Origin of the sequence: Aeromonas sp. 84A, from assembly GCF_051919345.1 — a bacterium.
In the GTDB taxonomy this organism is placed as follows: Bacteria; Pseudomonadota; Gammaproteobacteria; order Enterobacterales; family Aeromonadaceae; genus Aeromonas; species Aeromonas veronii.
The window spans coordinates 497,101-523,448 of record NZ_JBQBEW010000001.1 but is presented as its reverse complement, the minus strand read 5'-3'; the positions used below and the strand labels follow the sequence as shown (position 1 = coordinate 523,448).

Sequence of the window (26,348 nt, the reverse complement as noted above, 5' to 3'; positions counted from 1 at the left end):
AAGATCTTTCCTATTCTCGGCGGCTGATTTATACATACGTATAAATCAGATCAAAATCTGTGCAGCAGGAACCAGAACGATGAATCCAACCCGGCAGAAACTGCTCGATACCGGCCTCGCCATCGCCACCGAGAAGGGGCTGCGCGGCCTGACGGTGCGCGAGCTGGCGGCGGCGGCCGAGGTGAACCTCGGCTCCTTCGTCTACCACTTCGGCAACCGCGATGCCTTTATCGACGAGCTGGTCGAGCTCTGGTACGCCCCCCTCTATGACGAGCTCAAGGCGGTGGCAGCCAAAGGCTCCTACCCCTCTGCCATCGCCATGTTCGAGGCCACCATGGAGGCGCTGATCGGGCTGGTGGCCCGCCAGCGCGGCTTTATCAACCACCTGTTTGGCGATGCGCTGGCGGGTGAAGGGGCGGCCCAGCGCTTTCTGCTCAGCCTGCCGCGCCGTCATCCCCTGCTGCTGATCGAGCAGGTACGGATGGCACAGGCAGAAGGGTCGCTGGTCGCGGGTCACCCGCTCCAGCTGATGATCTTCATCATGGGGTCGGTCGGCCTGCCGCTGGTGATCGCCGGCAGCGGTCGCCAGCTCGGCTGGCTGCCTGAACAGGCCGCCCCCTTTCTCAGCCAGATAGACAACCCCGAGGCCGCCAGACAGCGGCTGGTATGGGCCCTGCGTGGCCTGCGCCCCACCGACATGAAAGAAGGAGAAGCGGCATGAAACAACGCATTGCAATCGTGGCCCTGCTGCTAACCGTTATCGGTGGCTACCTCTGGTGGCAGGGGCGCCCGGCCGACGGCTCCATCCTCTACGGCAACGTCGATATTCGCGATGTCAATCTGGCCTTTCGGGTCGGCGGCCGCGTCGATCAGGTGCTGGTCGATGAGGGGGATAGGGTAAAAGCCGGTCAACTGCTGGCCCGCCTCGATCCGGTTCCCCTCACCCACAGCCGCGACAGCGCCCGCGCCAATCTGGCCGCGCTCACTGCCGCCAACGCCTTGATCCACAAAGGCTATCGCAGCGAAGAGACCGACCGCGCCCGGGCCGCACTGGCCGCCGCCGAAGCCGCTGCACTGGAAGCCGACCAGCAGTGGCGCCGCCAGAGCGCATTGGCAGCCACCGGCGCCATCTCTCGCGGTCAGCTCGATACCGCCCGCTCCCAGCGAGATCAGACCCAGGCGCAGGTACGCTCCGCCCGCGAGCAGCTCGCCCAGCTCGAAACCGGCTACCGCCCGGAGGAAATCGCCCAGTCCGATGCCCAGCTGGAAGGGGCCAAAGCGGCGCTCGCCAGTGCCGAACTGGCGCTGGCGGATGCCAGCCTGACCGCCCCCAGCGACGGCATCATCATCAGCCGCGCCATCGAGAACGGCAGCATGGTGCAGAGCGGAGCAACCGCCTTCAACCTCTCCCTGACCGCGCCAGTCTGGGTGCGCGCCTATGTGGAGGAGCCCTGGCTCGGCCACTTCCCGAGCGGCGCCAAAGTGACCCTCACCACCGACTCGCGGCCTGATCAGCCCTATCACGGGGTGGTGGGCTTTGTCTCGCCGACCGCCGAGTTCACCCCGAAATCGGTGGAGACGCCTGACTTGCGCACTCACCTCGTCTACCGGCTGCGCATCGTGGTGCAGGATCCCGACCCGGCCCTGCGCCAGGGGATGCCGGTCACCGTCAGGCTGGCGCCATGAGCTGCGCCATCTCCCTTGAGGGGCTCACCAAACGCTTTGGCGAGCGGGTCGCCCTCAACGCCATCTCGGCCACCATTCCGGCTGGCGGCATCACCGGGCTGGTCGGCCCCGACGGCGCGGGCAAGAGCACTTTGCTGCGCCTGCTGGCCGGTCTGCTGATCCCCGAAGCGGGCACCATCCGGGTGCTGGGGCTGGATCCGGTGAGCGAGGGGGATCTGCTGCGTCAGCGCCTCGGCTACATGCCCCAGCAGTTTGGCCTCTACGAGGATCTCAGCGTGCTGGAGAACCTCACCCTCTACGCTGACTTGCGCGGCGTACTGGAGCCCGAACGCACGCCCACCTTCGCGCGGCTGCTCGCCTTCACCGATCTTGCCCGCTTCACCGCAAGGCCGGCAGGCAAGCTCTCTGGCGGGATGAAGCAGAAGCTCGGGTTGGCCTGCGCCCTGCTCGGCACCCCGGATGTGCTGCTGCTCGACGAACCGGGGGTCGGGGTCGATCCCATCTCTCGCCGCGCCCTCTGGCAGATGGTGCGCGAGCTGGCCAAAGGGGGGATGACGGTGCTCTGGAGCACCGCCTATCTCGACGAGGCGGAGCTGTGCGACCACGTGCTGCTGATGGCGGATGGCGAGGTGCGCACCAGCGGCACGCCGGCCGATCTGATGGGGGCCATGGCCAGCCGCTGCTGGCTGCTGGAGGCGGGGCAACTGGATGGCCGCGAGCGACGCGCCCTGCTGCGCCGGGCACTGGCTCACCCGGCGGTGATGGATGGCGCGGTGGCGGGGGAGCGGGTTCGCCTGCTGCTGCACCCGGGCATGACGCCCCCGCCGCTCCCGGAGCTGCATCTCGCCAACGGCGCCTTTCAACCGGCCCAGCCCCGGCTGGAGGATGCCTTTATCGACCTGCTCGGCGGCGGCCCCGGCGGGGAGTCGAGTCTGGCGGCGGGGATGCGGGAAGCGGAACTGCCGCAGGGAGTCTCCCCCGAAGCGGTGATCGAGGCGCGCCACCTCACCAAGCGCTTCGGCGATTTTGCCGCCACCGATGATGTCAGCTTTGCGGTGCGCCGCGGCGAGATCTTCGGCCTGCTCGGCCCCAACGGGGCGGGCAAGTCCACCACCTTCAAGATGGAGTGCGGCCTGCTGCGCCCGAGCGAGGGGCAGGCGCTGGTGACCGGCATCGATCTGGCCCACAGCCCCTCGGCGGCACGCCAGCGCCTCGGCTACATGGCACAGAAGTTCTCCCTCTACAAGCAGCTTACCGTGGCGCAGAACCTCTCCTTCTTCGCCGGTATCTACGGTTTGTTCGGCCGCCACCAGCAGACGCGGATCGACGCCATGGTGACCGCTTTTGCCCTCACCCCCTGGCTCGATCAGAAGGCGGAATCCCTGCCGCTCGGTCTGCGCCAGCGCTTGTCGCTGGCCTGCGCCCTGCTGCACGAGCCGCCGCTGCTGTTCCTCGACGAGCCCACCTCTGGGGTCGATCCGGTGACCCGGCGCGAGTTCTGGTCGCACATCAACGCGCTGGCCGACCACGGCGTCACCGTGCTGGTCACCACCCACTTTATGGATGAGGCGGAGTATTGCGACCGCATTGCCCTCATCTATCGCGGCAAGCTGCTGGCGCTCGGCACCCCGGACGATCTCAAGGGGCTGGCTGCCAAAGAGGCGGCGACCTCCTTGCCGACCATGGAAGAGGCCTTTATCACCCTGGTCGAGCGGGCCAGCGAGGAGGACGCATGAGCATCAACCGTCGGCGACTGCTGGCCCTCTGCCGCAAGGAGACGCTGCAAATCGTCCGTGACCCGAGCAGCATCCTCATCGCCTTCATCATGCCGGTGGTGCTGCTGGTGGTGATGGGTTACGCCATCAATCTGGATGTGGACCATCTGCGCCTCGGCATCTGGCGTACCGATAGCGGCGCCCCGGCGGTGCGGCTGGAGCAGGCCCTGCGCGGCTCTACCGCGCTGGAGATCCACAGCGGGCCGAGCAAGGAGTCCCTGCTCGCCAGTCTGGCCCGTGGCGAGATCCGCGGCCTGCTGGTGATCGACGACGGCTTCTCCCGCGCGCTGGCCGGTCAGGGCAATGGCACGCCGCAGGCGCTGCTGCTCACCGACGGCTCCGAGCCCAACACCGCCAACTTCGTCACCAACTATGTGCAGGGGATCTGGCAGGGGTGGCTCGCTGGCGAGGGGGTCGCCATGCCGGTGTCGATAGAGAGCCGCGCCTGGTTCAACCCGGCGCTGGTGAGTCGCAACTTTCTGGTACCGGGCTCCATTGCGGTGGTGATGACCATCATAGGGGCCCTGCTCACCTCGCTGGTAGTGGCGCGGGAGTGGGAGCGCGGCACCATGGAGGCGCTGCTCGCCACCCCGGTCACCAAGGGGGAGCTGCTGCTCTCCAAGCTGCTGCCCTACTATGGCCTCGGCATCATCGCCATGCTGCTCTGCCTGCTCTTCTCGGTGGCGGTGATGGCGGTGCCGTGGCGCGGCTCCCTGCTGCTGCTCTTTCTGGTCACCAGCGTCTTTCTCGGCAGCGCCCTCGGGCTCGGGCTTTTCCTCTCCACCGTGATGCGCAGCCAGTTCAATGCCGCGCAGGCGGCGCTGATCGCCGCCTTTCTGCCCGCCGTGATGCTGTCGGGCTTCGTGTTCGAAATCGCCAGCATGCCGCCGCTGCTGCGGGCCATCACTCACCTCATTCCGGCCCGCTACTTCGCCAGCTCCCTGCAGACCCTCTATCAGGCGGGCAGCGTCTTCTCGATCCTGCTGGTCAACGGTTTCTGTCTGCTGCTGCTGGCCGGTTTCTGGCTGGCCCTGACCGCCCGCAAGACGCGGCGCACTCTGGAGTAACCCATGCTGATCCGACTCTGGTGGCTGATCCGAAAAGAGCTGCAGGCCCTGATGGGCAATACTCAGGGGCGCTTTCTGCTCATCATGCCGGTGCTGCTGCAGACCGCCCTCTTCCCGTTCGCCGCCACTCTGGAGGTGACCGGCAACACGCTGGCCATCTACAACCAGGATGGCGGAGCCCAGAGCCGCGAGCTGCTGGAGCGCCTCACCCATATGCCCGCCTTCACCACCATCATCCCGGTGCAAGGCGAGGCGGGCATGACCGAGGCCATCACCGGGCAGCAGGCGCTGCTCGGGCTGATTATTCCGGGGGATTTCTCCCGCCGATTGACGCGCGGCGAACCGGCCAAGGTGCAGCTGATTATCGATGGCCGTCGCTCCAACGGCGGTCAGGTGGCGGCGGGCTACATCAGTCAGGTGATCGCCCGCTGGCAAAGTGAGGGCAAGGGGCAACCCGAGCTGGCGGTACGCAACCTCTACAACCCCAATGTCGAATTCCACTGGCATATCCTGCCGGCGCTGGTAGCCATCATCACCACCACCGGCTGTCTGATTGTCACCGCCCTCTCGGTCGCGCGGGAGCGGGAAGAGGGCACCTTCGATCAGCTGCTGGTCTCCCCCCTCACCGCGGGCTGGATCATGGCGGGCAAGGCGGTGCCCGGCATCATGGTGGCGGTGGGGCAAGGGTGCATAGTCGCGCTGGCCGCCCGTTTTGTCTTTCACCTCCCCTTTGCCGGCAGCCTCAGCCTGCTGATGGCGGGCATGGTCTGCTACGGGCTGGCACTGGCCGGGATCGGGCTCTTCATCTCCTCGTTCTGCTCGACCCAGCAGCAGGCCTTTCTCGGGGTCTTCTCCTTCACCGTACCGGCGGTGATCCTCTCGGGCTACATCTCGCCGGTGGAGAATATGCCGCAGGTGTTCCAGTGGCTGGCAGCCATCGACCCCCTCACCCACTTCATCGTGCTGCTCAAGGGGGTCTTCCTCAAGGGGTTTGACTGGTCGGCCGCCTGGCCCCTGCTCTGGCCGCTGCTCGCCATCGCCGGCGTCACCCTGTCGCTGGCACTCGCCATGTTCCGCCGCCATATCGCCTGACCCGCCGCCTAGCTCGGCTGATGCCCATTGATGCCGGTCTCGCCCAGCGCGAGGCCGGCCATTTTCCGCCAGAAGTTTTCACTCCCCGGCCGTGGGTAAACCGGGCTTTCCCTCCACCATCCCTCACTCCACACCAGTGCAGAAATCATCAACTGGTATACCTATTTTTGTATATCTTTGAATTTTATCGAATTACCCCTGATGAGATATATAAATAGACACTTGATTTGCATCAATTGCCCGCCCCTGCCGACTGGGTAGCCTAGCCCCAGAATGATGTTTTATTACTCCAAACCAGAGGCAATCATGAGCAAAGTCAGACTGGTCGTTGTGGGCAACGGCATGGTGGGGCACCGCTTCATCGAAGAGTTGATCGAGCGGGCCGACCCGGGCCGTTACGAGATCACCGTCTTCGGTGCAGAACCCCGTCCCGCCTACGATCGCGTCCATCTCTCCTCCTACTTCTCCCATCACACCAGCGAAGATCTCTCCCTCGTCAAACCCGGCTTCTACGACAAGCACGGCATCCGCCTGCTGCTCGGCGAAGCGGTGAAAAAAATCGACAGGGCCAACGGCGAAGTGCACTCCAACAAGGGCACTGTGGTCGGGTACGACAAACTGGTGCTGGCCACCGGCTCCTACCCCTGGGTGCCGCCCATTGCGGGCAGTCAGCACCACGAGTGCTTCGTCTATCGCACCATCGAGGATCTGAAAGCCATCCGCAGCGCCGCCAAAAGCGGCAAGAGCGGGGTGGTGATCGGTGGCGGCCTGCTTGGCCTGGAAGCCGCCGGTGCCCTCAAGGCGCTGGGTCTCGAGACCCATGTGGTGGAGTTTGCCCCCGTGCTGATGGCCGAGCAGCTCGACGGTCAGGGCGGCCAGCTGCTGCGCCGCAAGATTGAATCCATGGGCGTGCAGGTACACACCAGCAAGAGCACCAGCGAGATCCTGATGCATGGCGGTGAGCAGGCGAAACACCGCCTCGCCTTCGCCGACGGCAGCCAGCTTGAAGTGGACGTGGTGGTCTTCTCCACCGGCATTCGTCCGCAAGATACCCTTGGCCGTTACGGTGATCTCGCCATCGCCGAGCGCGGCGGCATCGTCATCGACGATCACTGCCTCACCTCCGACCCCGACATCTACGCCATCGGCGAGTGCGCCGCCTGGCAGGGCCGCTTCTTCGGGCTGGTGGCACCGGGCTACAAGATGGCCCAGATCACCGTCGACCATCTGCTCGGCGGCGACAGCCGTTTCGAGGGGGCAGACATGAGCGCCAAGCTCAAGCTGCTCGGCGTCTCCGTCGGCTCCATCGGTGATGCCCACGGCCGCACCCCGGGCAGCCACAGCTATGTGTTTCAGGACGATCAGGCTGGCGTCTACAAGAAGATCGTGGTGAGCGAGGACAACAGCCGATTGCTCGGCGCCGTGCTGGTGGGTGACGTGGAAGATTACGGCAACCTGCTGCAGATGATGCTCAACGCCCTGCCGCTGCCGAGCCACCCTGACACCCTGATCCTGCCCGCCTACGCCGGAGCCAAACCGACGCTGGGGGTGGATGCCCTGCCGGAGAGCGCCCAGATCTGCTCCTGCTTTGACGTCTCCAAGGGCGACATCGCCAAAGCGGTGGCCGAGGGTCATACCACGCTGGCCGCCATCAAGCAGCACACCAAGGCCGGTACCGGCTGTGGCGGCTGCGTGCCGCTCATCAGTCAGGTGCTCAACGCCGAACTGGTGAAGCAGGGCATCGAGGTCAACAACCACCTCTGCGCCCACTTCCCCCACTCCCGTCAGGAGCTGTTCCATCTGGTCAAGGTGGAGGGGATCAAGAGCTTCGACGAGCTGCTGGCCAAGCACGGCCAAGGCTATGGCTGCGAGGTGTGCAAACCGACCGTCGGCTCCATCCTCGCCTCCTGCTGGAACGAGCATGTGCTGAGCCCGCGCAATATCCCGCTGCAGGACACTAACGACATCTTCCTCGGCAACATGCAAAAGGACGGCAGCTACTCCGTCATCCCGCGCATGGCCGGCGGCGAAGTGACCCCGGAAGGCTTGCTGGCGGTGGCCGAAGTGGCCCGCGACTACCAGCTCTACACCAAGATCACCGGCGCCCAGCGCATCGGCCTGTTCGGGGCCCAGAAGGATGATCTGCCTGCCATCTGGCGCAAGCTGCTGGCGGCCGGCTTCGAAACCGGTCAGGCCTACGCCAAGGCGCTGCGCATGGCCAAAACCTGCGTCGGCAGCACCTGGTGCCGCTTCGGCGTGCAGGACAGCGTTGGCCTCGGGGTCTTCCTCGAGAACCGCTACAAGGGCATTCGCACCCCGCACAAGATGAAATTCGGCGTCTCCGGCTGCACCCGCGAATGTGCCGAAGCGCAAGGCAAGGACGTCGGCATCATCGCCACCGACGCGGGCTGGAACCTCTATGTGGGCGGCAACGGCGGCATGAAGCCGCGCCACGCCGACCTGCTGGCGTCTGACCTAGACCGCGAGACCCTCATCAAGCTGATCGACCGTTTTATGATGTTCTACGTCACCAGCGCCGACAAACTGCAGCGCACCTCGGTCTGGCTCGGCAACCTGGAAGGGGGCGTCGACTACCTGCGCGAGGTGATCGTCGACGACAAGCTGGGACTGGCCGAGACGCTGGAGCGCGATATCCAGACCCTTATCGACAGCTACGAGTGCGAATGGTCGCGCACCCTCAACGAAGAGGAGGCGCTCAAGCGCTTCAGCCACTTCATCAACAGCGACAAGCGCGATCCGGACGTGCAGTTCGTCAGCGAGCGCGACCAGCACAGACCCGCCACTCCGGCCGAGCGCATCCCCGTCTACCAGATCGAGGTGGAAACCAAATGATGAAACTTGCCTGCCAACTCAACGACATCCTGCCGGGAACCGGCGTCTGCGCACTCATTGAAGGTCGCCAGAATATGCCTGTTTCGCTCGATGTGGAGGTTCAATCATGAAATTCGCCTGCCAACTCAGCGACATCCTGCCGGGAACCGGCGTCTGCGCACTGATCGAGGGGCGTCAAATCGCCCTGTTCCGCCCGAGCGCGGCCGCCGAGGTGTTCGCCATCGACAACCGGGATCCCTTCTTCGCCGCCAACGTACTGTCGCGGGGCCTGATCTGCGAACACGACGGCGAGCTCTGGGTCGCCAGCCCGCTCAAGAAGCAGCGCTTTCGCCTGAGCGATGGCCACTGTTTCGACAATCCCGCCATGTCGGTTCAAAGCTACCCCGTTGAAGTACGCGACCAGCAGGTCTGGGTCGCCGTCTAAAGCTAAATTCACTCTCTTTCGGGCTGCCTGCAGGCAGCCCTTTCAAGGACTCACAAGATGTACACGGAAACCATTAACAAGTGCGCCGCCAACGCGGCCCGCATCAACCGCTTCGAGCGCAGCGACAAGCTCGGCTTCTGGCTCAGCTCCGCCATGGCGGGGGCCTATGTGGGCCTCGGCATCATCCTTATCTTCACCCTCGGCAATCTGGTGGATCCGAGCATCCGACCGCTGGTGATGGGGGCCACCTTCGGCATCGCCCTGACCCTGGTGATCATCGCCGGCTCCGAGCTGTTTACCGGCCACACCATGTTCCTCACCTTCGGGGTGAAAACGGGCAAGATCACCATGTCCGACCTGCTGCGCATCCTGCCGCAGACCTGGGCGGGCAATCTGATTGGCTCCATCGTGGTGGCGCTCATCTACTCCTACGGCGGCAGCCTGCTGCCGGACGCAGGCAGTCTGGCCCACAAGGTGGCGCTGGCCAAAACCCAGGCTCCGGCCCTGACCCTGTTTATGAAGGGGATCCTCTGCAACTGGCTGGTCTGCCTCGCCATCTGGATGGCGCTGCGCACCGAAGGGGCCGCCCGCTTCATCGCCATCTGGTGGTGCCTGCTGGCCTTTATCGCCTCCGGCTACGAGCACTCCATCGCCAACATGACCCTGTTCGCCCTCTCCTGGTTTGGCGCCCATTCCGATGCCTACACCCTGAGCGGCATCGGCCACAACCTGCTGTGGGTGACCCTCGGCAACACCGTCTCCGGCGCCCTCTTTATGGGCCTCGGCTACTGGTATGCCACCCCCAAGGCTGAGCGCCCGGTCGCGGTGAGCGAAACCACCAGCACCGCCAACCAGACCCGAACCGCCTGATCAGGAGGCCCCATGGACTACTTGCCCATCTTTTGCCGACTCGACAACAAACCCGTGCTGCTGGTCGGCGGCGGCGAGGTGGCGGAGCGCAAGGCGCGCCTGCTGCTGGATGCCGGTGCCCAGCTCACCGTGGTCGCGCCCGAGCTCGACCCCGAGCTGGCGGAACTGGCGACCAACGGGAGCATCGAGTGGCTGGCCGGTGACTTCGCGCCGCAGCAACTGGCGGGCAAGTGGCTTGCGGTGGCCGCCACCGATCGGCGCGAGGTGAATGCGCTGGTCTACCAGAGCGCCAATCAGGCGCGGATCTTTGCCAACGTGGTAGATGACCCGAAACGCTCCAGCTTCATCATGCCGTCGATCATCGATCGCTCGCCGCTGATGGTAGCCATCTCCTCCGGCGGCAAGGCGCCGGTGCTGGCCCGCTTGCTGCGAGAAAAACTGGAAGCCCTGCTGCCGCAACATCTGGGGGCCGTGGCGGCCTTTGCCGGCAACCTGCGGGAGCGAGTCAAGGCCCGCTTCGCCACCATGGGTGCGCGGCGCCGCTTCTGGGAGCGGCTGCTCGGGGCAGACCGACTCGGTCAGGCGCTGACGCGGGGCGATAGCGCCTCTGCCCACCAGCTGGCCGACAACCTGTTTGCCGACGAGAGCCAGAGCACTGGCGAAGTGGTGCTGGTGGGAGCCGGCCCCGGCGATCCGGGTCTGCTCACCCTGCACGCCCTGCGCCAGATGCAGCAGGCCGACGTGGTGGTCTATGACCGGCTGGTATCGGACGAGGTGATGGCGCTGGTGCGCCGCGATGCCAAGCGTATCTTCGTCGGCAAGCAGGCGGGCAATCACTGCGTGCCGCAGGAGGGGATCAACCAGCTGTTGCTGGAGGAGGCGCAGAAGGGGCAACGGGTAGTGCGGCTGAAGGGGGGCGACCCCTTCATCTTCGGCCGTGGCGGCGAGGAGCTGGAGACGCTGGTCGGCACAGGCATCGGCTTTCAGGTGGTGCCGGGGATCACCGCGGCCAGCGGCTGCGCCGCCTACGCCGGCATTCCGCTCACCCACCGCGATCACGCCCAGAGCGTTCGTTTCGTCACCGCCCACGGCAAGGGTGGCGCCCGGGATCTCGACTGGCCGCTGCTGGCCAAGGACAAACAGACGCTGGTGTTCTACATGGGGCTCTCATCCTGCGCCACCATCCGCGAGCAATTGCTGGCCCACGGCAAGGCGGGCAACACCCCGGTGGCGCTGATCGAGCGCGGCACTCAACCCTGCCAGCGGGTCATTCGCGGCACCCTCGATGAGCTGCCCGCGCTGGCAGTGGGGGTCGAGAGCCCGGCCCTGATCATGGTGGGATCCGTGGTGACCCTTGCCGACCGGCTCGCCTGGTTTGGCGAGGCACCACAGGCTCAGCGCGCCCTCGCCTGAGGGATCCTCGGCAAACGATCATGAGGCCACCAACAGGTGGCCTCACTTTTACCCCCCTCTTCTCCCATCGCGGTCATAACCTGTTGTTTTAAGTCTGGTATCCTATGGGCATTGAGCCCTTGGCTACCATCTCAGGAATTCATCCCATGTCTCTTCCCATCAAGAACAGCGCCCGGCAGCGCGCGGATGACAGATCCCGCATTCTCACCCTGCTGCTGCGCGATGATGCCCTCACCGACAGCCTGCTCGATCCGCAGGTGGTGCAGGATGCCGAGCAACGCGATCAGACCAGCGAACTCACCTCGCTGGTCAACGGGTTGCCCGCCGCCGACGTCGCCGATGCGCTGGAGTCGCTGCCGCCCGATGAGCGTCATGCCCTGTGGGCGCTGGTGGAGGAGGAGAAGCGCGGCCAGATCCTGGTCGAAGCGTCGGAGACGGTGTGGGACAGCCTCATCAGCGGGATGAGCGACAAGGAGCTGCTGCACGCTCTGCGCACCCTGGATATCGACGACCAGATCTATCTGGGCCAGTACCTGCCACGCAACCTGATGGGGCGGCTGCTCACCTATATGGCCCCCGCCGACCGGGATCGGGTGCGGGAGGTGATCCGCTACGGCAAGCACACCGTCGGCGCCATGATGGACTTCGAGATCATCACCATCCGCCCCGAGGTGAGTCTGGCCACGGTGCAGCGCTATCTGCGTCTGCGCGGCAAGATCCCCGCCAACACCGACAAGCTGTTCGTCATCGATCGGCGCAACCACCTGCTGGGGGAGCTGGCCCTCACCACTGTCCTGCTGCACAAACCCGCCACCCTGGTGAGCGACGTGATGGAGCGGGATCCGGTCACCTTCGATCCGGAGGATAACGACGAAGCGGCCGCCCGCACCTTCGAGCGGGATGACCTGCTCTCCGCCGCCGTGGTGGATGGCAAGGGCAAGCTGATGGGCCGCCTCACCGTCGAAGAGGTGGTGGATCTGGTCTATGAGGAGAGTGACACCGACCTGCGCCGGATGGGGGGTATCAGCGAGGATGAAGACGTGTTCGCCCCGGTCTCCAAGGCGGTCAAGACCCGCTGGGCCTGGCTTGCCATCAACCTCTGCACCGCCTTTGTCGCCTCGCGGGTGATCGGCCTGTTCGAGCACACCATCTCCCAACTGGTGGCGCTGGCGGCCCTGATGCCCATCGTCGCCGGGATCGGCGGCAACACCGGCAACCAGACCATCACCATGATAGTGCGGGCGCTGGCGCTGCAGCACATTCAGGCAGGCAACCTCTCCTTCCTGCTACTGCGGGAACTTGGCGTCGCCTTTATCAACGGGCTGGTGTGGGGCGGCACCATGGGCATCGCCACCTATCTGCTCTATCAGGATGCGGCGCTCGGCGCCGTAATGACCCTGGCCATGATGCTCAACCTGCTGGTGGCCGCCCTGATGGGGGTCATCATCCCCATGACCATGACCCGCCTCGGCCGCGACCCGGCAGTCGGTGCCAGCGTGATGATCACCGCCATCACCGATACCGGCGGCTTCTTTATCTTCCTCGGGCTGGCGACCCTGTTCCTGCTGTAAACCGTGCGTTGAAAACAACAAGGGAGCCACTGGCTCCCTTGTTGTTTCAGGCGCGTTTGCCCGTCCCTGCCGTTGGGCTGCTTATCGCTTGTCAGCGGTGATTAGCAAGCCATTGGTGTCGGGGAAGCCGATGACCAGCGCCTCTTTTTTGGCATCCGTGGTATAGGTGGTGACATAGGCAACGCTGTTATCCATCGCCCGGGCCAGAGCGGCATTCCAGAGGTTTTCGATCGGCGTGGCGGCAGCGGATTGCTTGAAGTTGCACTTGCCAAACCCGCTCATGGTCAGCTTGCTCAACCCGGCCGTCGCACTCCCCTCGCCCACCAGCGTACAACCTGCCGCCGGGAACTCGATCGCCACCGTCAGCTTGCCGCCGTTGTTGGTGGTATCCACCTTGCCCACCATGTCGCTACTGAAGCCATCGCTGCCCGTGGCACTCCAGCTGGCCGTGGTCACCGCTTTGGTGGTCAGAGCCGTCACCGCCACATGACCGCTGAAACCGGAATAGATGGGGGAGTTGTCGGAGAACTTGGTGCCAGTTCGGGTGAAATCAAAAACCCAGCGCTTGATCTCCTTGCCCTGCAGATCGATGACCGGCTGCTCCTGGAAGGTGATGAGGTTGTGGTCGTTGGTCACCGAGCTGAGCGCAGTGCTGGTGCCGAGCCGTTCGCTGTTGCGGATCAACTGCACCGGGTAGATCCCGTCTTTGTCGGCTTTCTGGTCAGCCTGACCCAGCCACTGGCTGTTGGTCTCGACCTTGCCCACCTGATGATCCACCCAGACACCCCAGTGCTGCACGGTTTCACCCTTCGGGTAGACCAGCGCCAGACCATCCAGATCCTTGATCATGCGCGACGTCGCCTTGTCGCCGTCGCGGCTCATCAGATTCGCTTGGTAAAGACCCGCCTCAGGCAGAGCCAGCGGCACCCGCTTGGCAATGCTGTTGGCAGCTTTTTCGCTGTCACAGGCAGACAGGGCCGCAGCGCAGGCGATGGCCAGCAGCACTTTGTTGTGCATTTTCATGAGTTTTTATTCCTTGCTGTCGCTTTGTAATTTTTAGATGCAATCAATCGCCGCTGAATTTAAGGGAAAGGTCATCTATCAGTCGAATGGAGATCTGTAACCAACCATTACAGCCTCGCAGGAGCGGCAGGCCGTGCCGCTTGCCCCGACCGCACTGCGGTAACGACAGGGTGACTAACGGCGGAAAAGCAGCGAGGTTAGCGACTCGAAAAAACAGATGAAAATCAGAGTCATAACTCTATTAACAGGAGGGTAATTAGCCCGAATTGCCAGCCTGCTCACAATCGGATTCTTTTGCTGTCGATAGAATGCACCACGCTGGCATACCCATAACAAGAGAATCCAACAATGAAAACCACCCTCAAACTGAGCGCGGTGGCAGTTATCTTTTTGCTGTCCGGCTGTGATGACAACAACTCTCAGGCCCCCGGTGATCTCACCCTGCGGCTGATCGAAACCTCTGATATCCACTCCAACCTGCTGAGCTACGACTACTACCAGAACAAGCCGGATGCCTCGCTGGGCTTCGCCCGCACCGCTGTGCTGATCCGCAAGGCCCGCGAAGAGAACGCCAACAACTTGCTGATCGACAACGGCGACCTGATCCAGGGCACCCCGCTGGCCGACTATATCCACGACCAGCAGGTCAAGCAGCAATGGCTGAGCAAGCAGACCCACCCCGCCATCAAGGCGCTCAACACCATGAGCTATGATGTCGGCAACCTGGGCAACCACGAATTCAACTTCGGTCTCGACTTCCTCTCAGAGACCCTGAAAGGGGCCAACTACCCCTACATCAACGCCAACGTCTTCCAGGCCGATGCCTTCAGCCGTGATGGCAATGGCACCATCGACTGGAGCAAGCAGAAGTTCAAACCCTATGTGGTGCTGGATCGTCAGGTGAAGGATGCCAACGGCAATACCCAGACCATCAAGGTCGGTGTGCTGGGCCTGACGCCGCCCCAGATCACCCAGTGGGACAAGCGCAATCTGGAAGGCAAGGTGGTGGTGGCCGATATGGTCGAGACCGCCGAGCACTATGTACCCGAAATCCGCGCCAAGGGTGCTGACATCGTCGTGGTCGTGGCCCATACCGGCATCATAGGTGACCCGCGCGAACCCATGATGGAGAACGCCGCACTGCCGCTGGCCAAGGTGAAGGGGGTCGATGCCCTGCTGCTGGGCCACGCCCACCGCACCTTCCCGGGCGACTACCCCAACATGACCGACGTGGACAACGAGAAAGGCACTCTGGCGGGCGTACCGACCGTGATGCCGGGCGTCTGGGGTAACCACCTCGGCATCATCGACCTGCACATGACCTGGAAAGAGGGTCGCTGGGAAGTGGCCTCCAGCCAGTCCCAGCTGCGCAAAATCGACAGCAGCGCCAGCAGCACCGAAGATCAGGCGGTGGTCGATCAGGTCATTGCCGAGCACGAGCAGGCCAACCAGTGGCTGGACGAGCCCCTCAGCAAGATCACCAAGCCGATCCACAGCTTCTTCGCGCTGGTGCAGGATGACCCCTCCATCCAGATCGTCAGCGACGCCCAGCTGTGGCACGCCAAGAAGCTGCAACAAGATGGTCAGCTCAAGGAGAAATGGCCCATCCTCTCCGCCGCCGCGCCATTCCGCGGTGGTCGCAACGGCCCGACCGACTTCACCTATGTACCAGCTGGCGATATCTCCCTGCGCAACGTGGCCGACCTCTATGTCTACCCCAACACCCTGCAGGTGGTCGCCATCAATGGCGCGACCGTACAGGAGTGGCTGGAGAAGAGCGCCGTCCAGTTCAACAAGATCGATGCCGCCAGCACCGCTACCCAGTGGTTGGTGAACGAGAAGTACCGCACCTACAACTTCGACGTGATCGACGGGGTGAACTATCAGGTCGATGTGACCAAACCCGCCCGTTACGATGTGGATGGCAACAAGGTGAGCGACAGCTATCGCATCACCAACCTCACCTATCAGGGCAAGGCGATCGACCCGACCCAGATGTTCTACGTGGTGACCAACAACTACCGCGCCAGCGGTGGTGGCAACTTCCCGGGCATCAACGCCAAGGTGATCGTCCATGAAGATCAGTTCGAAACCCGCGAAGTGCTCTCCGAATACCTCAAGGATCTGGCAGAGAAGAATCCGGCCGGTTTCGAGCCACCGGCAGACAACAACTGGCAGTTGGCCCCCCTGCCCGCCAATCTGGATCTGCGCATCTACAGCTCGCCACGCAGCGAAGCGCAAGCCCTGACCGGTGGCAAGCTGAACTATGTGGAGACCCTGCCGCCCACCGATGCCAAACACCCCAGCTTTGGCGTCTACAAGCTGGTGCTGGCTCCCTGAGCCTCAGGGTTCATCCGGCAATAACTTCTGCAACCCCCTCCTGATACGAGGGGGTTTTTGATGGTGCAGGCAGAGGGTCAGCTCTTGTACGCCAGCCGCTACCCGCAGCAACTCACGCAGCCCATTTATCCCTTCACGCCATCGCCTCCCTCTGTCGAACCATCCAGATCCCGGCTGATCTGCCCCATACCGCCCATAAAAAAACAGGCCCACCGAAGTGGGCCTGCTGTTATCAGGGTGGGTGGGAGTATCGCGATAAAGGGCGCTACTCCCGCTCCTTCACATAAGGTGTACCAAGCGCCTTGGGCGCCACGGCGCGGCCGATAAAACCGGCCAGCAGGAACACGGTCAGAATGTAGGGCAGTGCCTCGATGGCCTGCACCGGAATGGCGAAGCCACCGATGCTGACCCCTTGCAGCCGGATGGCGACCGCATCGAGGAAGCCGAACAGCAGACAGGCTGCCATGGCGTTCCAGGGGCGCCACTTGCCGAACACCAGCGCCGCCAGCGCCATAAAGCCCTTGCCCGCACTCATGTTGGGGATGAACTGGGCCGTCTGGGCCACCGCCAGATAGGTGCCACCGATACCGGCCAGCAGGCCGCCGATGAGGAGCGCGGTGTAGCGCATCCGCACCACAGAGATACCGGCGGTATCGACCGCTGCCGGTGCCTCGCCCACCGCCCGCAGCCGCAGACCGAAGCGGGTACGGAACATCACCCACCAGGCCAGCGGTACGCAGGCGAACGCCACGTACTCCAGCAGGGAGTGGCCGCTCAACAGTTCGCTGTAGAGCTGGCCGATCACCGGCACATCCCACAACTCCTTGGCATAGGGCAGATCGATGGGGGCGAAACGGGCATCACCGGAGAGCGCCGGAGTCTGGCCACCCTGATCGAACCAGTAACGGCCCAGCGTCACGGTCAGACCGGCCGCCAGAATGTTGATGGCCATACCGCTCACCACCTGATCACCGCGGTGGGTGATGGTGGCAAAGCCGTGCATCAGGGCGAACAGGATGGAGACACCCACCCCGGCCCCCAGACCTACCCAGGCAGAACCGGAGACCGCCGCCGCCGCGCCACTGGCGAACGCCGCCGCCAGCAGTTTGCCTTCCAGCGCGATGTTGACCACCCCGGAGCGCTCGCAGAACATGCCCGCCATGGCGGCCAGAATCAACGGTGGTGCGGTCCGAATGGTCGCATCCAGCATCAGGATCAGAATTTCAAACATGATCAGACTCCTTTAGCTTGTGCGGCTGAGCGGTTGGCAAACGCCAGATAGAGCTGCTCGATGCGCGGACGCATCATGTGCTCAAGGGCGCCACAGAACAGGATCACCAGACCCTGCAACACCACCACGATGTTGCGGTCAACACCGAACTCGAAGCTGAGCTCTGCGCCCCCCTGATAGAGGAAGCCGAACAGCAGGCTGGCGATGATGACCCCAACCGGATGGTTGCGCCCCATCAGCGCCACCGCGATACCGGTGAAACCGAACCCTTCCACGAAGTTGAGCTTGATCTGGTGCAGCTCACCCTGCAGCACGTTGAGGGCGAAGAAGCCCGACAGCATGCCGGAGATCACCATCGCCAGGATCACCACCTTGGGATAGGAGATACCGGCATAGGCGGAGGCGCTTTGGCTGGCGCCGACCGAGCGGATCTCGTAACCCCAGCGGGTGTGCCAGATAAAGACCCACACCAGCGCCGCACAGATCAGCGCCCAGAAGAAGCTGATGTTAAGTGGGCTGTTGGGGATCTCCATCCCGAACAGGTTCGCCAGCCCGCTCATCTTGGGCAGCCAGCTTGCTTCGGCAAACACCTTGCTCTCGGTCGCCATCGAACCGGGCGGTTTGAACACCTCCACCAGCAGATAGGCCATCAGCGAGGCGGCGATGAAGTTGAACATGATGGTGGTGATAACGATATGGCTGCCGCGCTTGGCTTGCAGCCAGGCCGGAATAAAGGCCCAGGCCGCACCGAACAGACCACCGGCAATGATGGAGAGCGGCAACAGCAGGGCAAACGGCAGCACATCGCCGAGCATCAGACAGACTAGACCGACACCGAGCCCACCGATATAGGCCTGCCCTTCACCACCGATATTGAACAGACCTGCGTGGAAGGCGACCGCCACCGACAGACCGGTAAAGATAAAGCCGGTTGCGTAGTAGAGGGTGAAGCCGACCCCTTCACCGGTGCCGAACGCGCCGTACCACATGATCTTGGCGGCATCGACCGGGTTGATGTCGAGGTAGTAGAACAGAATGGCCGACACCAGGAAGGCCAGCAGGATGTTGACCGCAGACAAGACGCCTACGGAGACCCAGGCAGGAATACGTACTTGGCTCATCAGTGGGCCTCCTTGGCAACGTCATCGGGAACGATATTCGCCATCATCAGACCAATGGTGCGCTCATCCGCCTTGGCACCATCCAGCTCGCCGACGATGCGACCATCGGCAATGACCAGAATCCGGTCTGCGAGGCTCATGATCTCGTCCAGCTCCACCGAGACCAGCAGCACCGCCTTGCCCTTGTCGCGCATGGCGATGATCTGCTGGTGGATATACTCGATGGCGCCAATGTCGACCCCGCGGGTCGGCTGGCCGATCAACAGCACATCCGGGTCCTGCTCCACTTCACGGGCTATCACCAGCTTCTGCTGGTTGCCACCGGAGAAGTTGGCGGTCTTGTGATCGGGATGGGGCGGGCGCACGTCCCACTTCTCCATCTTGGCCTGACAATCCTGCTGGATCGCCTCCTTGTTCTGCAGCCACCCCTTGTTGTATTGCGGGCGGCGGTGATAACCGAGAATAAAGGCCTCTTTCGCCTCGAAGCGGTTGATCAGCCCCATCTTGTGGCGATCTTCCGGCACATGACCGAGGCCGTAATTGCGCACCAGCTCGGGATCGGCCGGGTGCTCCGCGCTCACCTTGTGCACGCCGCTGCGGCTGCTGATGGTGAAGCCGCCCTTGCTCGGCTTGAGAATGCCGCCAAGCAGGCTGAGCAGTTCGGACTGACCGTTGCCGGAGACCCCGGCAATGCCGACCACTTCACCGGCCCGCACCTCGAAGCTGACGGACTTGACCCGCTCTACCTTGCTGGCGTCGAAGTAGCTGAGCCCTTCGATCTTCAGCTTGGCTTCACCCGGCTGGGTTGGCCCCTTGTCGACCTTGAGGCGCACCTTGCGGCCCACCATCAGCTCGGCCAGCTGCTCCTTGTCGGTATCCTTGGTGGCGACGTGGGCCACCATCTCGCCACGGCGCATGATGGAGACCTGATCGGTAATGGCCAGGATCTCCCGCAGCTTGTGGGTGATAAGGATGATGGTTGCCCCCTGATCCCGCAGTTTTTTCAGCACCTCGAACAGGTGATCCGCCTCTTGCGGGGTCAGTACCCCGGTCGGCTCGTCGAGGATCAGGATGCGAGCGCCGCGATAGAGCGCCTTGAGAATTTCGACCCGCTGTTGCAAGCCAACCGGCAGATCTTCGACCTTTTCGTGCAGCGGCACGTCGAGGCCATAATCCCGCGCCAGTTCGCCAAGCAGCTTTTCGGCTGACGCCACGCTCTGCTGAAGGTGCCAGCCGTTCTCAGCGCCGAGGATGACGTTTTCCAATACGGTGAAGTTATTGACCAGCATGAAGTGCTGGTGAACCATGCCCACGCCTGCGGCAATCGCATCTTGTGAGCCATGGGGTTTGAAAGGATTCCCGTCGATCAGCATCTCGCCTTTGTCGGCATGGTAGAAACCATAAATGATGCTCATCAGGGTGGACTTACCGGCGCCATTTTCGCCGACAATGCCGTGGATACTGCCTTTGCGAACCTTAAGGTCGATCAGCTTGTTGGCGTACACTTCGCCGAACCGCTTATCGATACCTCTTAATTCGATGGCATAGCGATCTGTCTGGTCCATGATGCAGCCCTGCGTTTCATGAAATAAGACTAAAAACCGGCCCGTGCGGGCCGGTGGTGCGTTGAGAGTCGTAGCAACTATCTAATTAGTATTTGCAGGTGTTATCGCTCATGTAGTCATGAACCTTGACCTTGCCAGCGATGATTTCAGCCTTGATGGCATCTACCTTGGCTTTCATTTCCGGAGTGATCAGCTTCTCGTTGTCCTTGTCGAGCGCCCAATCCACACCGCCTTCGGCCAGACCCAGGTTCTTGATACCCGGCTTCCACTCGCCTTTGGCAGCGTCATCCCAGGTCTGGTAAGCGGCCAGACCCACAGACTTGACCATGGAGGTCAGCATGGTGCCCGGTTGCAGGTGGTTCTGGTTGGAGTCCACCCCGATGGCGAACTTGCCGCTGTCCTTGGCTGCCTGATAGACACCGATACCGGTACCGCCAGCTGCGGCGTAAACCACGTCAGCGCCTTTGGCGAACTGGGACTTGGCCAGCTCGGCACCTTTGGCCGGGTCAGCAAACGCGGCCGGGGTAGAGCCCGCCATGTTCTGGAACACTTCGATCTTCGGATTGACGAACTTGGCACCCTGCTCGTAACCGCACTGGAATTTGCGGATCAGCGGGATATCCATGCCGCCCACGAAGCCGACCTTGCCGCTCTTGGAAGCGATGGCTGCCAGCGCGCCCACCAGGAAGGAACCTTCATGCTCCTTGAAGATGACGGACTGGACGTTCGGCTTGTCGACCACCATGTCGATGATGGTGAACTGGGTTTTCGGGAATTCGGTCGCAACCTTCTCTACCGCAGAACCCATGTTGAAACCGACCGCCACGATCGGGCCGTTGCCACGGCTGGCCAGACGACGCAGACCCTGCTCGCGCTGGGCTTCGTTCTGGGGTTCAAACTCTTTGACCTTGACGCCCTTGTCCTTGTTGTAGAGCTCGACGCCGTTACGGAACACGGCTTCGTTGAATGATTTGTCATACTTGCCCGCGGTGTCATAAATGACGGCTGGCTCGGAAGCAGCCTGAGCAGAGAGAGCAGCGAGAGTGAGGGAGGCCACAGTGGCCAGCTTGAGCACTTTAGTCACGATCGTATCCTTGATTGTTATTAAGTGAGGGAACTTGCTTGCCTGTCAGAGCAGGCTATCTAGCACGCAGGCTTACTCTAAGTCAGCCCCGATGCGGGTCAAGCAAATGATAAGGGAAAAACGTTTGCGTTAACGGTTTGAATTCTAAGCAAATAACATTATAAGCAGTTGTTTTTTAGCTACTTTTCAGTTTTTTATGCTAACAACCAAAAGACCCAAACGACATTTCTCTTATTGTTCAGCAAGTTACTGTAAACCGTTTTCCCCTCTTATTCATCCAGCCCCCCGGCAAGCCCGTGATCCGGCTCGCAAAATCCCCACAAACCGCGCGAGCAAGAGTTGGCTACAGCTGGAGACCTCCCCGTCCCGTTCTCTCTGCGCCAGCCAAAAATGGCCGCACCGGAGCCCCCCGCAAGCGCCCATCTTGCCCCTCCCCCCGAGTTTGGATTTGGTCTGGCAGGGGGATGGCCGTATAATCCCCGCCTGTATAAATAAACAGGAGTGGTGATGGACGTTTCAACCCTGCTCGACGGGCTCAACGACAAGCAAAGAGATGCCGTTGCGGCGCCCCGCAGCAACCTGCTGGTGCTGGCCGGTGCCGGTTCGGGCAAGACCCGGGTGCTGGTGCACCGTATCGCCTGGCTGATGCAGGTGGAACGCTGTTCACCCTTCTCCATCATCGCGGTCACCTTTACCAACAAGGCGGCGGCCGAGATGCGCGGCCGGGTCGAGAAGGTGATCGGCGACGGCGTGCGCGGCATGTGGATCGGCACCTTCCACGGCATCGCTCACCGTCTGCTGCGGGCCCACCATCTGGATGCCGGCTTGCCGCAAGATTTCCAGATCCTCGACTCCGACGACCAGTACCGTCTCATTCGCCGGGTGCTCAAGGCGCTCAACCTCGACGAGAAGCACTGGGCCCCGCGCGCCGTGATGGGCTACATCAACGGCAAGAAGGATGAGGGCTTGCGCCCCGGCGACATCGACCTCTACGGCGACCCCGTCACCCGCACCTATCAGCAGATCTACAAGACCTATCAGGAGACCTGCGATCGCTCCGGTCTGGTGGATTTTGCCGAGCTGCTGCTGCGCGCCCACGAGCTGTGGCTCAACAAACCGCACATCCTCGAGCACTACCGCGACCGCTTCCAGAACATCCTGGTGGACGAGTTTCAGGATACCAACGGCATCCAGTACGCCTGGCTGCGGATGCTTGCGGGCAACAGCGGCAAGGTGATGATCGTCGGTGACGATGACCAGTCCATCTACGGCTGGCGCGGCGCCAAGATCGAGAACATCCAGCGCTTCCTGACCGACTATCAGGGCGCCGAAACCATCCGCCTCGAGCAGAACTACCGCTCCACCGCCAATATCCTCAAAGCCGCCAACAGCGTCATCGCCAACAACGCCGAGCGCCTTGGCAAGGAGCTGTGGACCGAAGGGGCCGATGGCGAGCCGATCTCCCTCTACGCCGCCTTCAACGAGGTGGACGAAGCCCGCTTCGTGGTCGGCCGCCTCAAGGATTGGAAGGAAAAAGGCGGCCTCTTGGCCGACTGTGCCATCCTCTATCGCTCCAACGCCCAGTCACGGGTGCTGGAAGAGGCGCTGATGCAGGATGCCATGCCCTATCGCATCTACGGCGGCCTGCGCTTCTTCGAGCGGCAGGAAATCAAGGACGCCATGGCCTACCTGCGGCTTATCAACAACCGTGGCGACGACGCCAGCTTCGAGCGGGTGGTCAACACCCCGACCCGCGGCATCGGCGATCGCACCCTCGAGATCCTGCGCGGCAACGCCCGCGATCAGGGGCTCAACCTGTGGCAATCGGCCAAGGCGCTGCTCAACGACAAGGTGCTGACCGGTCGCGCCGGCAACGCGGTGCGCGGCTTTGTGGATCTCATCGACGCGCTGGAGGAGCAGGTCGCCATGCTGCCGCTGCACCAGCAGGCGGATATCGCCATCCAGAACTCTGGCCTCAAGGCGATGTATCTGGCGGAAAAAGGCGAGAAATCCCAGGCACGGGTAGAGAACCTGGACGAACTGGTCACCGCCTGCCGCCAGTACCAGCGCCCGGACGAGCTGGAGGATATGAGCGATCTCTCCGCCTTCCTCGCCCACGCGGCGCTGGAGTCCGGCGAGAATCAGGCCGACGAATATGCCGACGCGGTGCAGCTGATGACCCTGCACAGCGCCAAGGGCTTGGAGTTCCCACTGGTGTTGCTGGTCGGCGTCGAAGAGGGGATGTTCCCCAGCCAGCAATCGACCGAGGAGTCGGGCCGGCTGGAAGAGGAGCGCCGTCTCTGTTACGTCGGCATGACCCGTGCCATGGAGAAGCTCTACATCTGTTATGCGGAGAGCCGCCGCATCTACGGCCGCGAGATGTTCCACAAGCCGAGCCGCTTTATCCGCGAGATGCCCGCCGAGTGTCTGGAAGAGATCCGGCTGCGCACTCAGGTCAGCCGCCCCACCCAGTACGGCCGCTTTAGCCAGAACGAGGTGCAGCAGAGCTTCGACGCCAGCGGCATCAAACTTGGCCAGCGGGTGCTCCATCCGAAATTCGGCGAAGGGGTGGTACTCAACTTCGAAGGGGTCGGCCAGCAGAGCCGGGTGCAGATCCAGTTCGACGACGTCGGCGCCAAGTGGTTGGTGACGGCGTATGCCAGATTGGAAGCGCTTTGATTTTTCCCGCTCTTGATACAACCAACCCGGCTTAGGCCGGGTTGGTTTTTATATTGCCTATCGCGACAACTTTAAATACGCGATCGTCCGAATACGCTTCGCTATTCGAACCTACGATATTGTAAATACACTTTGCCATTCATGCCATTTTACAGATTGATGGCAAGTCTTTTCTAATTTTGATGACCACTGCTTTTGTAATTCTCGTTGAAGTTCAACTTTCTTTTTATAGCTCCCATTTGGAGATGGAGCCCTATTACTAGGTGGTGGTGGAACAACAAGATTGATAGTCTTTATTTCTGATTTGGGCAGTGCAGATGGCATTTTTGTTTTGTCATCCCAAATAAAAATATAACTTGATGTTGCACCAATAACTGAGAGGCATGGAATTAACTTTTTATTTGTCTCTATGCTGTATCTTGCTGAAAAACCATTTTTCACTTCTTCCGCATCAATTTTTGATGAAAAAGATAAAAACATAGGTGAGCTTAAGAGACCAAAAAATACAAAAGCAATAATTATTATTGGCAATATCTCACAAGATTTATAGAGGTTGTCGTCTGTCGTAACTTCATTCTTTACAGTGGTTGTCAAGAAACTATAAAGAGAAACCGGAATAGCGGTTAAAGAAAGTGATATCAAAAATAGCTTTATTATTACACCTTGGTGTAAAGCCATTTGATATATATCAGACATTCCACCGAAAATGAAAAAATCAAAACCAAAGTAAGAAGTGTAAATTGTGACCATGAAGTAGCATTCTGCTGTAAAAACAATCACACTGAAAGTCGATATTGCAATGCTGTGGTTTTGATAAAAAAGCATGGTATTTTTTATTGCTAATACAAATTTTTTTATAAAATTGACAATCATTTTATTCCCCAATGGCTCTCGACTTCATGTCCATATTAAATATGTCAAAGCCAGTTTATCCCAGTGCCATAGGTTCGAATAGACCGTAGGTTCGATTAGCGAAGCGTAATCGGACGATCGCGTAAGACGTTCGCATTATCGGTCGCTTACAACGGAACAACCCTTTTAGGGTTCACTCCAATCCCCCCGATGCCCCATCCACCGACCCGCACCAATCCGGTGGATAGACGCCGCTCGCCACGTAACGATGGAAGGTGGAATACGGCCAATCGGCCACCCGCGTGACATGACCATGTTTGAGCGGGTTGATATGGACGTAATCCATATGGTGGCGGTAATCCTGCTCATCCCTGATCAGGTGTTCCCAATAATGGCGCTGCCAGATACCCCGCTCCCCGTGGCGTAACCGGGTCTGGCTACGCCGCTCAGTCACCGGCAAGGCGCGGGAAAAGTGGCTTTTGATCAGCCGCCAACGCAGGGGGAAATCGGTGTCCCCTTCCGGCAAAGAGAGAATGCAGTGGAGATGGTCGGGCAACACCACCCATGCATGAATGGCGAAGGGGTGAGCCTGTTGCACCCTGGCAACGCTTTGGCGCAGCAGGTCGATCTGCTCCACCAGCAGCCGGTTGTTGCGCCGCTCCAGCAGGTTGACGGTGAAGAACCAGGTTCCTCCGGGCCACCACGCCCGCCGCCAATTGGCCATCCTTTCCCCTCATCGAGACTGAAAAGCCAAGCATAGCCTTGCCTCACTTCGATCTGCTTGCGAGCCATGATGGTGCGGATATTCCTGACGCGATCGTCCGATTACGCTTCGCTAATCGAACCTACAAATCCCTTTTACTTCGAGCCATTCCCGTTATCTCAAATCGGCCATTGCCCTCCGGCGCCCCGCTGGCAGCCAAACGGGTGCTTGTGGCCCGCCGCCTGCCTGCATAAGACAAAACGAGGGCATTTTCGCAAAACCTATAAATTAAATTTATACCAACAGTTTTGGCAGCCACTCAGGGCTCGGGGCTGCCATCACAGGCGGCAACAAGGGGTTGGCCGATTTACAGGGTGGTGAGAGGGAATGGATTCGCGGGCGGATGAAGCGACGGCGAGTGGGTGGCAAGCAATGCCCTCACCCCACCCCTCTCCCGCAGGGCGAGGGAGCAACCCCGGCCAGTTCGTGACAACCGATCCCCTCACCCCGCCCCTCTCCCGCAGGGCTAGGGAGCAACATCGGCAAGATAGCGGGCAATGACTGACCGGCGGCATGCGGTGCGCAGCGGCTGACAGGGGTCTGGCCAAACGGGATTGCGACAACAGAGGAAGGGAGATCAGAAACCCGGCCGCCAGATGGGGCGCGGCGGCCGGGTGAATTGTAAAGAGTAGGGTGACAGGGAAAGGGATCAGCCTAGTCTAATCAACTCGATGGGGGCGTAGCGCTCACCGGAGTTTGCCAGCAGCACGCACTTCTCATGCTCCGCCTGATAGGGGGTCATATTGTCGGTGTGGGCCTCTTTCAGAAAATCGACTGCGCCAGTGGCGGCAATCATCACGCGCTGACCCTGGTTCAGCACATTGCGGTTACGGTCATAGATCTTCATTTCATTCTCCTTTTCTTGTGTCCTGGCGAATGCGCAGGCGTCTGTCCAGGACAACGGCATTCAGCCTACGCCCCTGAAAAAAGGTGATTTAT

The 26,348-nt window shown here is 61.6% G+C and carries 20 protein-coding genes; 12 read left to right on the top strand and 8 right to left on the bottom strand.

Annotated elements, in window-relative coordinates:
- Positions 1-79: 79 nt before the first annotated feature.
- The 10 genes from ACTG20_RS02465 to mgtE all read left to right on the top strand — a co-directional run bounded on the left by ACTG20_RS02465 (position 80) and on the right by mgtE (position 12,751).
- Complete coding sequence (locus ACTG20_RS02465; protein WP_005342550.1) at positions 80-721, top strand: TetR/AcrR family transcriptional regulator; 642 nt, start codon at positions 80-82, stop codon at positions 719-721.
- A complete protein-coding gene (hlyD, locus tag ACTG20_RS02460; protein WP_219278515.1) occupies positions 718-1,686 on the top strand; it encodes a secretion protein HlyD in 969 nt (322 codons plus the stop codon). Before ACTG20_RS02465 ends, hlyD begins: the two co-directional genes overlap by 4 nt.
- Positions 1,683-3,422 carry an ATP-binding cassette domain-containing protein gene (locus ACTG20_RS02455; RefSeq protein WP_439987442.1) on the top strand — a complete coding sequence of 580 codons (1,740 nt, stop codon included), beginning with the start codon at positions 1,683-1,685 and terminating at the stop codon, positions 3,420-3,422. The genes hlyD and ACTG20_RS02455 overlap by 4 nt, the downstream gene beginning before the upstream one ends.
- The gene (locus ACTG20_RS02450) at positions 3,419-4,528 is read left to right on the top strand and encodes an ABC transporter permease (RefSeq protein WP_182926775.1); all 1,110 of its coding nucleotides are present in this window, start codon (positions 3,419-3,421) and stop codon (positions 4,526-4,528) included. Before ACTG20_RS02455 ends, ACTG20_RS02450 begins: the two co-directional genes overlap by 4 nt.
- A 3-nt stretch (positions 4,529-4,531) precedes the next feature.
- Positions 4,532-5,620, top strand: a complete 1,089-nt coding sequence (locus ACTG20_RS02445; protein WP_194494859.1) for an ABC transporter permease — start codon at positions 4,532-4,534, stop codon at positions 5,618-5,620.
- Between the two features lie 306 nt (positions 5,621-5,926).
- Entirely contained in the window at positions 5,927-8,473 is a 2,547-nt protein-coding gene (gene nirB, locus ACTG20_RS02440) for a nitrite reductase large subunit NirB (RefSeq protein WP_194494860.1), read from the top strand.
- Between the two features lie 106 nt (positions 8,474-8,579).
- Positions 8,580-8,897 (top strand): nitrite reductase small subunit NirD, encoded by a 318-nt coding sequence (gene nirD / locus ACTG20_RS02435; RefSeq protein WP_113069183.1) that lies wholly within the window; start codon positions 8,580-8,582, stop codon positions 8,895-8,897.
- Between the two features lie 57 nt (positions 8,898-8,954).
- The gene (gene nirC / locus ACTG20_RS02430; RefSeq protein ID WP_194494861.1) at positions 8,955-9,767 is read left to right on the top strand and encodes a nitrite transporter NirC; all 813 of its coding nucleotides are present in this window, start codon (positions 8,955-8,957) and stop codon (positions 9,765-9,767) included.
- A 12-nt stretch (positions 9,768-9,779) separates the two neighbouring features.
- On the top strand, positions 9,780-11,180 hold the full coding sequence (gene cysG, locus ACTG20_RS02425; RefSeq protein ID WP_194494862.1) for a siroheme synthase CysG: 1,401 nt from the start codon (positions 9,780-9,782) through the stop codon (positions 11,178-11,180).
- Positions 11,181-11,326: 146 nt separating this feature from the next.
- On the top strand, positions 11,327-12,751 hold the full coding sequence (gene mgtE, locus ACTG20_RS02420) for a magnesium transporter (RefSeq protein WP_139399905.1): 1,425 nt from the start codon (positions 11,327-11,329) through the stop codon (positions 12,749-12,751).
- Positions 12,752-12,832: 81 nt separating this feature from the next.
- Here mgtE and ACTG20_RS02415 read toward each other — a convergent pair whose 3' ends face one another.
- Positions 12,833-13,774, bottom strand: a complete 942-nt coding sequence (locus tag ACTG20_RS02415) for a hypothetical protein (RefSeq protein ID WP_194494863.1) — start codon at positions 13,772-13,774, stop codon at positions 12,833-12,835.
- A 348-nt stretch (positions 13,775-14,122) separates the two neighbouring features.
- On the opposite strand from ACTG20_RS02415, the gene ACTG20_RS02410 reads away from it, so the two are divergent.
- Positions 14,123-16,114 carry a bifunctional 2',3'-cyclic-nucleotide 2'-phosphodiesterase/3'-nucleotidase gene (locus ACTG20_RS02410; protein ID WP_194494864.1) on the top strand — a complete coding sequence of 664 codons (1,992 nt, stop codon included), beginning with the start codon at positions 14,123-14,125 and terminating at the stop codon, positions 16,112-16,114.
- A 265-nt stretch (positions 16,115-16,379) separates the two neighbouring features.
- Here the strand turns inward: ACTG20_RS02410 and ACTG20_RS02405 are convergent, their stop codons facing one another.
- From ACTG20_RS02405 to ACTG20_RS02390, 4 genes are all read right to left on the bottom strand, one after another.
- Positions 16,380-17,345, bottom strand: coding sequence for an ABC transporter permease (locus tag ACTG20_RS02405; RefSeq protein ID WP_005340795.1), 966 nt, complete (start codon positions 17,343-17,345; stop codon positions 16,380-16,382).
- Positions 17,346-17,347: 2 nt separating this feature from the next.
- Positions 17,348-18,466 (bottom strand): ABC transporter permease, encoded by a 1,119-nt coding sequence (locus tag ACTG20_RS02400; protein ID WP_005357011.1) that lies wholly within the window; start codon positions 18,464-18,466, stop codon positions 17,348-17,350.
- Positions 18,466-20,031, bottom strand: a complete 1,566-nt coding sequence (locus tag ACTG20_RS02395) for an ABC transporter ATP-binding protein (protein ID WP_100644783.1) — start codon at positions 20,029-20,031, stop codon at positions 18,466-18,468. Before ACTG20_RS02395 ends, ACTG20_RS02400 begins: the two co-directional genes overlap by 1 nt.
- An 85-nt stretch (positions 20,032-20,116) precedes the next feature.
- Entirely contained in the window at positions 20,117-21,115 is a 999-nt protein-coding gene (locus ACTG20_RS02390) for a BMP family lipoprotein (protein ID WP_005340803.1), read from the bottom strand.
- A 507-nt stretch (positions 21,116-21,622) separates the two neighbouring features.
- Between ACTG20_RS02390 and uvrD the strand changes: the two genes are divergently transcribed.
- Positions 21,623-23,794, top strand: coding sequence for a DNA helicase II (uvrD, locus tag ACTG20_RS02385; protein ID WP_194494865.1), 2,172 nt, complete (start codon positions 21,623-21,625; stop codon positions 23,792-23,794).
- A 111-nt stretch (positions 23,795-23,905) separates the two neighbouring features.
- Here the strand turns inward: uvrD and ACTG20_RS02380 are convergent, their stop codons facing one another.
- The 3 genes from ACTG20_RS02380 to ydfZ all read right to left on the bottom strand — a co-directional run bounded on the left by ACTG20_RS02380 (position 23,906) and on the right by ydfZ (position 26,256).
- A complete protein-coding gene (locus ACTG20_RS02380; RefSeq protein ID WP_194494866.1) occupies positions 23,906-24,667 on the bottom strand; it encodes a hypothetical protein in 762 nt (253 codons plus the stop codon).
- 172 nt (positions 24,668-24,839) lie between these two features.
- On the bottom strand, positions 24,840-25,370 hold the full coding sequence (locus tag ACTG20_RS02375; protein WP_194494867.1) for an REP-associated tyrosine transposase: 531 nt from the start codon (positions 25,368-25,370) through the stop codon (positions 24,840-24,842).
- Positions 25,371-26,058: 688 nt separating this feature from the next.
- Positions 26,059-26,256 carry a putative selenium delivery protein YdfZ gene (gene ydfZ / locus ACTG20_RS02370; protein WP_005357022.1) on the bottom strand — a complete coding sequence of 66 codons (198 nt, stop codon included), beginning with the start codon at positions 26,254-26,256 and terminating at the stop codon, positions 26,059-26,061.
- Positions 26,257-26,348 lie beyond the last annotated feature (92 nt).

What these genes read in the sequence shown, in the direction of transcription:
- ydfZ (WP_005357022.1), bottom strand. Translation starts at nt 26,256, where the DNA reads ATGAAGATCTATGACCGTAACCGCAATGTGCTGAACCAGGGTCAGCGC.
- ACTG20_RS02450 (WP_182926775.1), top strand. Translation starts at nt 3,419, where the DNA reads ATGAGCATCAACCGTCGGCGACTGCTGGCCCTCTGCCGCAAGGAGACG.
- ACTG20_RS02445 (WP_194494859.1), top strand. Translation starts at nt 4,532, where the DNA reads ATGCTGATCCGACTCTGGTGGCTGATCCGAAAAGAGCTGCAGGCCCTG.
- ACTG20_RS02400 (WP_005357011.1), bottom strand. Translation starts at nt 18,466, where the DNA reads ATGAGCCAAGTACGTATTCCTGCCTGGGTCTCCGTAGGCGTCTTGTCT.
- uvrD (WP_194494865.1), top strand. Translation starts at nt 21,623, where the DNA reads ATGGACGTTTCAACCCTGCTCGACGGGCTCAACGACAAGCAAAGAGAT.
- ACTG20_RS02410 (WP_194494864.1), top strand. Translation starts at nt 14,123, where the DNA reads ATGAAAACCACCCTCAAACTGAGCGCGGTGGCAGTTATCTTTTTGCTG.
- ACTG20_RS02415 (WP_194494863.1), bottom strand. Translation starts at nt 13,774, where the DNA reads ATGAAAATGCACAACAAAGTGCTGCTGGCCATCGCCTGCGCTGCGGCC.
- ACTG20_RS02455 (WP_439987442.1), top strand. Translation starts at nt 1,683, where the DNA reads ATGAGCTGCGCCATCTCCCTTGAGGGGCTCACCAAACGCTTTGGCGAG.
- ACTG20_RS02395 (WP_100644783.1), bottom strand. Translation starts at nt 20,031, where the DNA reads ATGGACCAGACAGATCGCTATGCCATCGAATTAAGAGGTATCGATAAG.
- ACTG20_RS02380 (WP_194494866.1), bottom strand. Translation starts at nt 24,667, where the DNA reads ATGATTGTCAATTTTATAAAAAAATTTGTATTAGCAATAAAAAATACC.
- cysG (WP_194494862.1), top strand. Translation starts at nt 9,780, where the DNA reads ATGGACTACTTGCCCATCTTTTGCCGACTCGACAACAAACCCGTGCTG.
- hlyD (WP_219278515.1), top strand. Translation starts at nt 718, where the DNA reads ATGAAACAACGCATTGCAATCGTGGCCCTGCTGCTAACCGTTATCGGT.
- nirC (WP_194494861.1), top strand. Translation starts at nt 8,955, where the DNA reads ATGTACACGGAAACCATTAACAAGTGCGCCGCCAACGCGGCCCGCATC.
- ACTG20_RS02375 (WP_194494867.1), bottom strand. Translation starts at nt 25,370, where the DNA reads ATGGCCAATTGGCGGCGGGCGTGGTGGCCCGGAGGAACCTGGTTCTTC.
- ACTG20_RS02465 (WP_005342550.1), top strand. Translation starts at nt 80, where the DNA reads ATGAATCCAACCCGGCAGAAACTGCTCGATACCGGCCTCGCCATCGCC.
- ACTG20_RS02405 (WP_005340795.1), bottom strand. Translation starts at nt 17,345, where the DNA reads ATGTTTGAAATTCTGATCCTGATGCTGGATGCGACCATTCGGACCGCA.
- nirB (WP_194494860.1), top strand. Translation starts at nt 5,927, where the DNA reads ATGAGCAAAGTCAGACTGGTCGTTGTGGGCAACGGCATGGTGGGGCAC.
- mgtE (WP_139399905.1), top strand. Translation starts at nt 11,327, where the DNA reads ATGTCTCTTCCCATCAAGAACAGCGCCCGGCAGCGCGCGGATGACAGA.
- nirD (WP_113069183.1), top strand. Translation starts at nt 8,580, where the DNA reads ATGAAATTCGCCTGCCAACTCAGCGACATCCTGCCGGGAACCGGCGTC.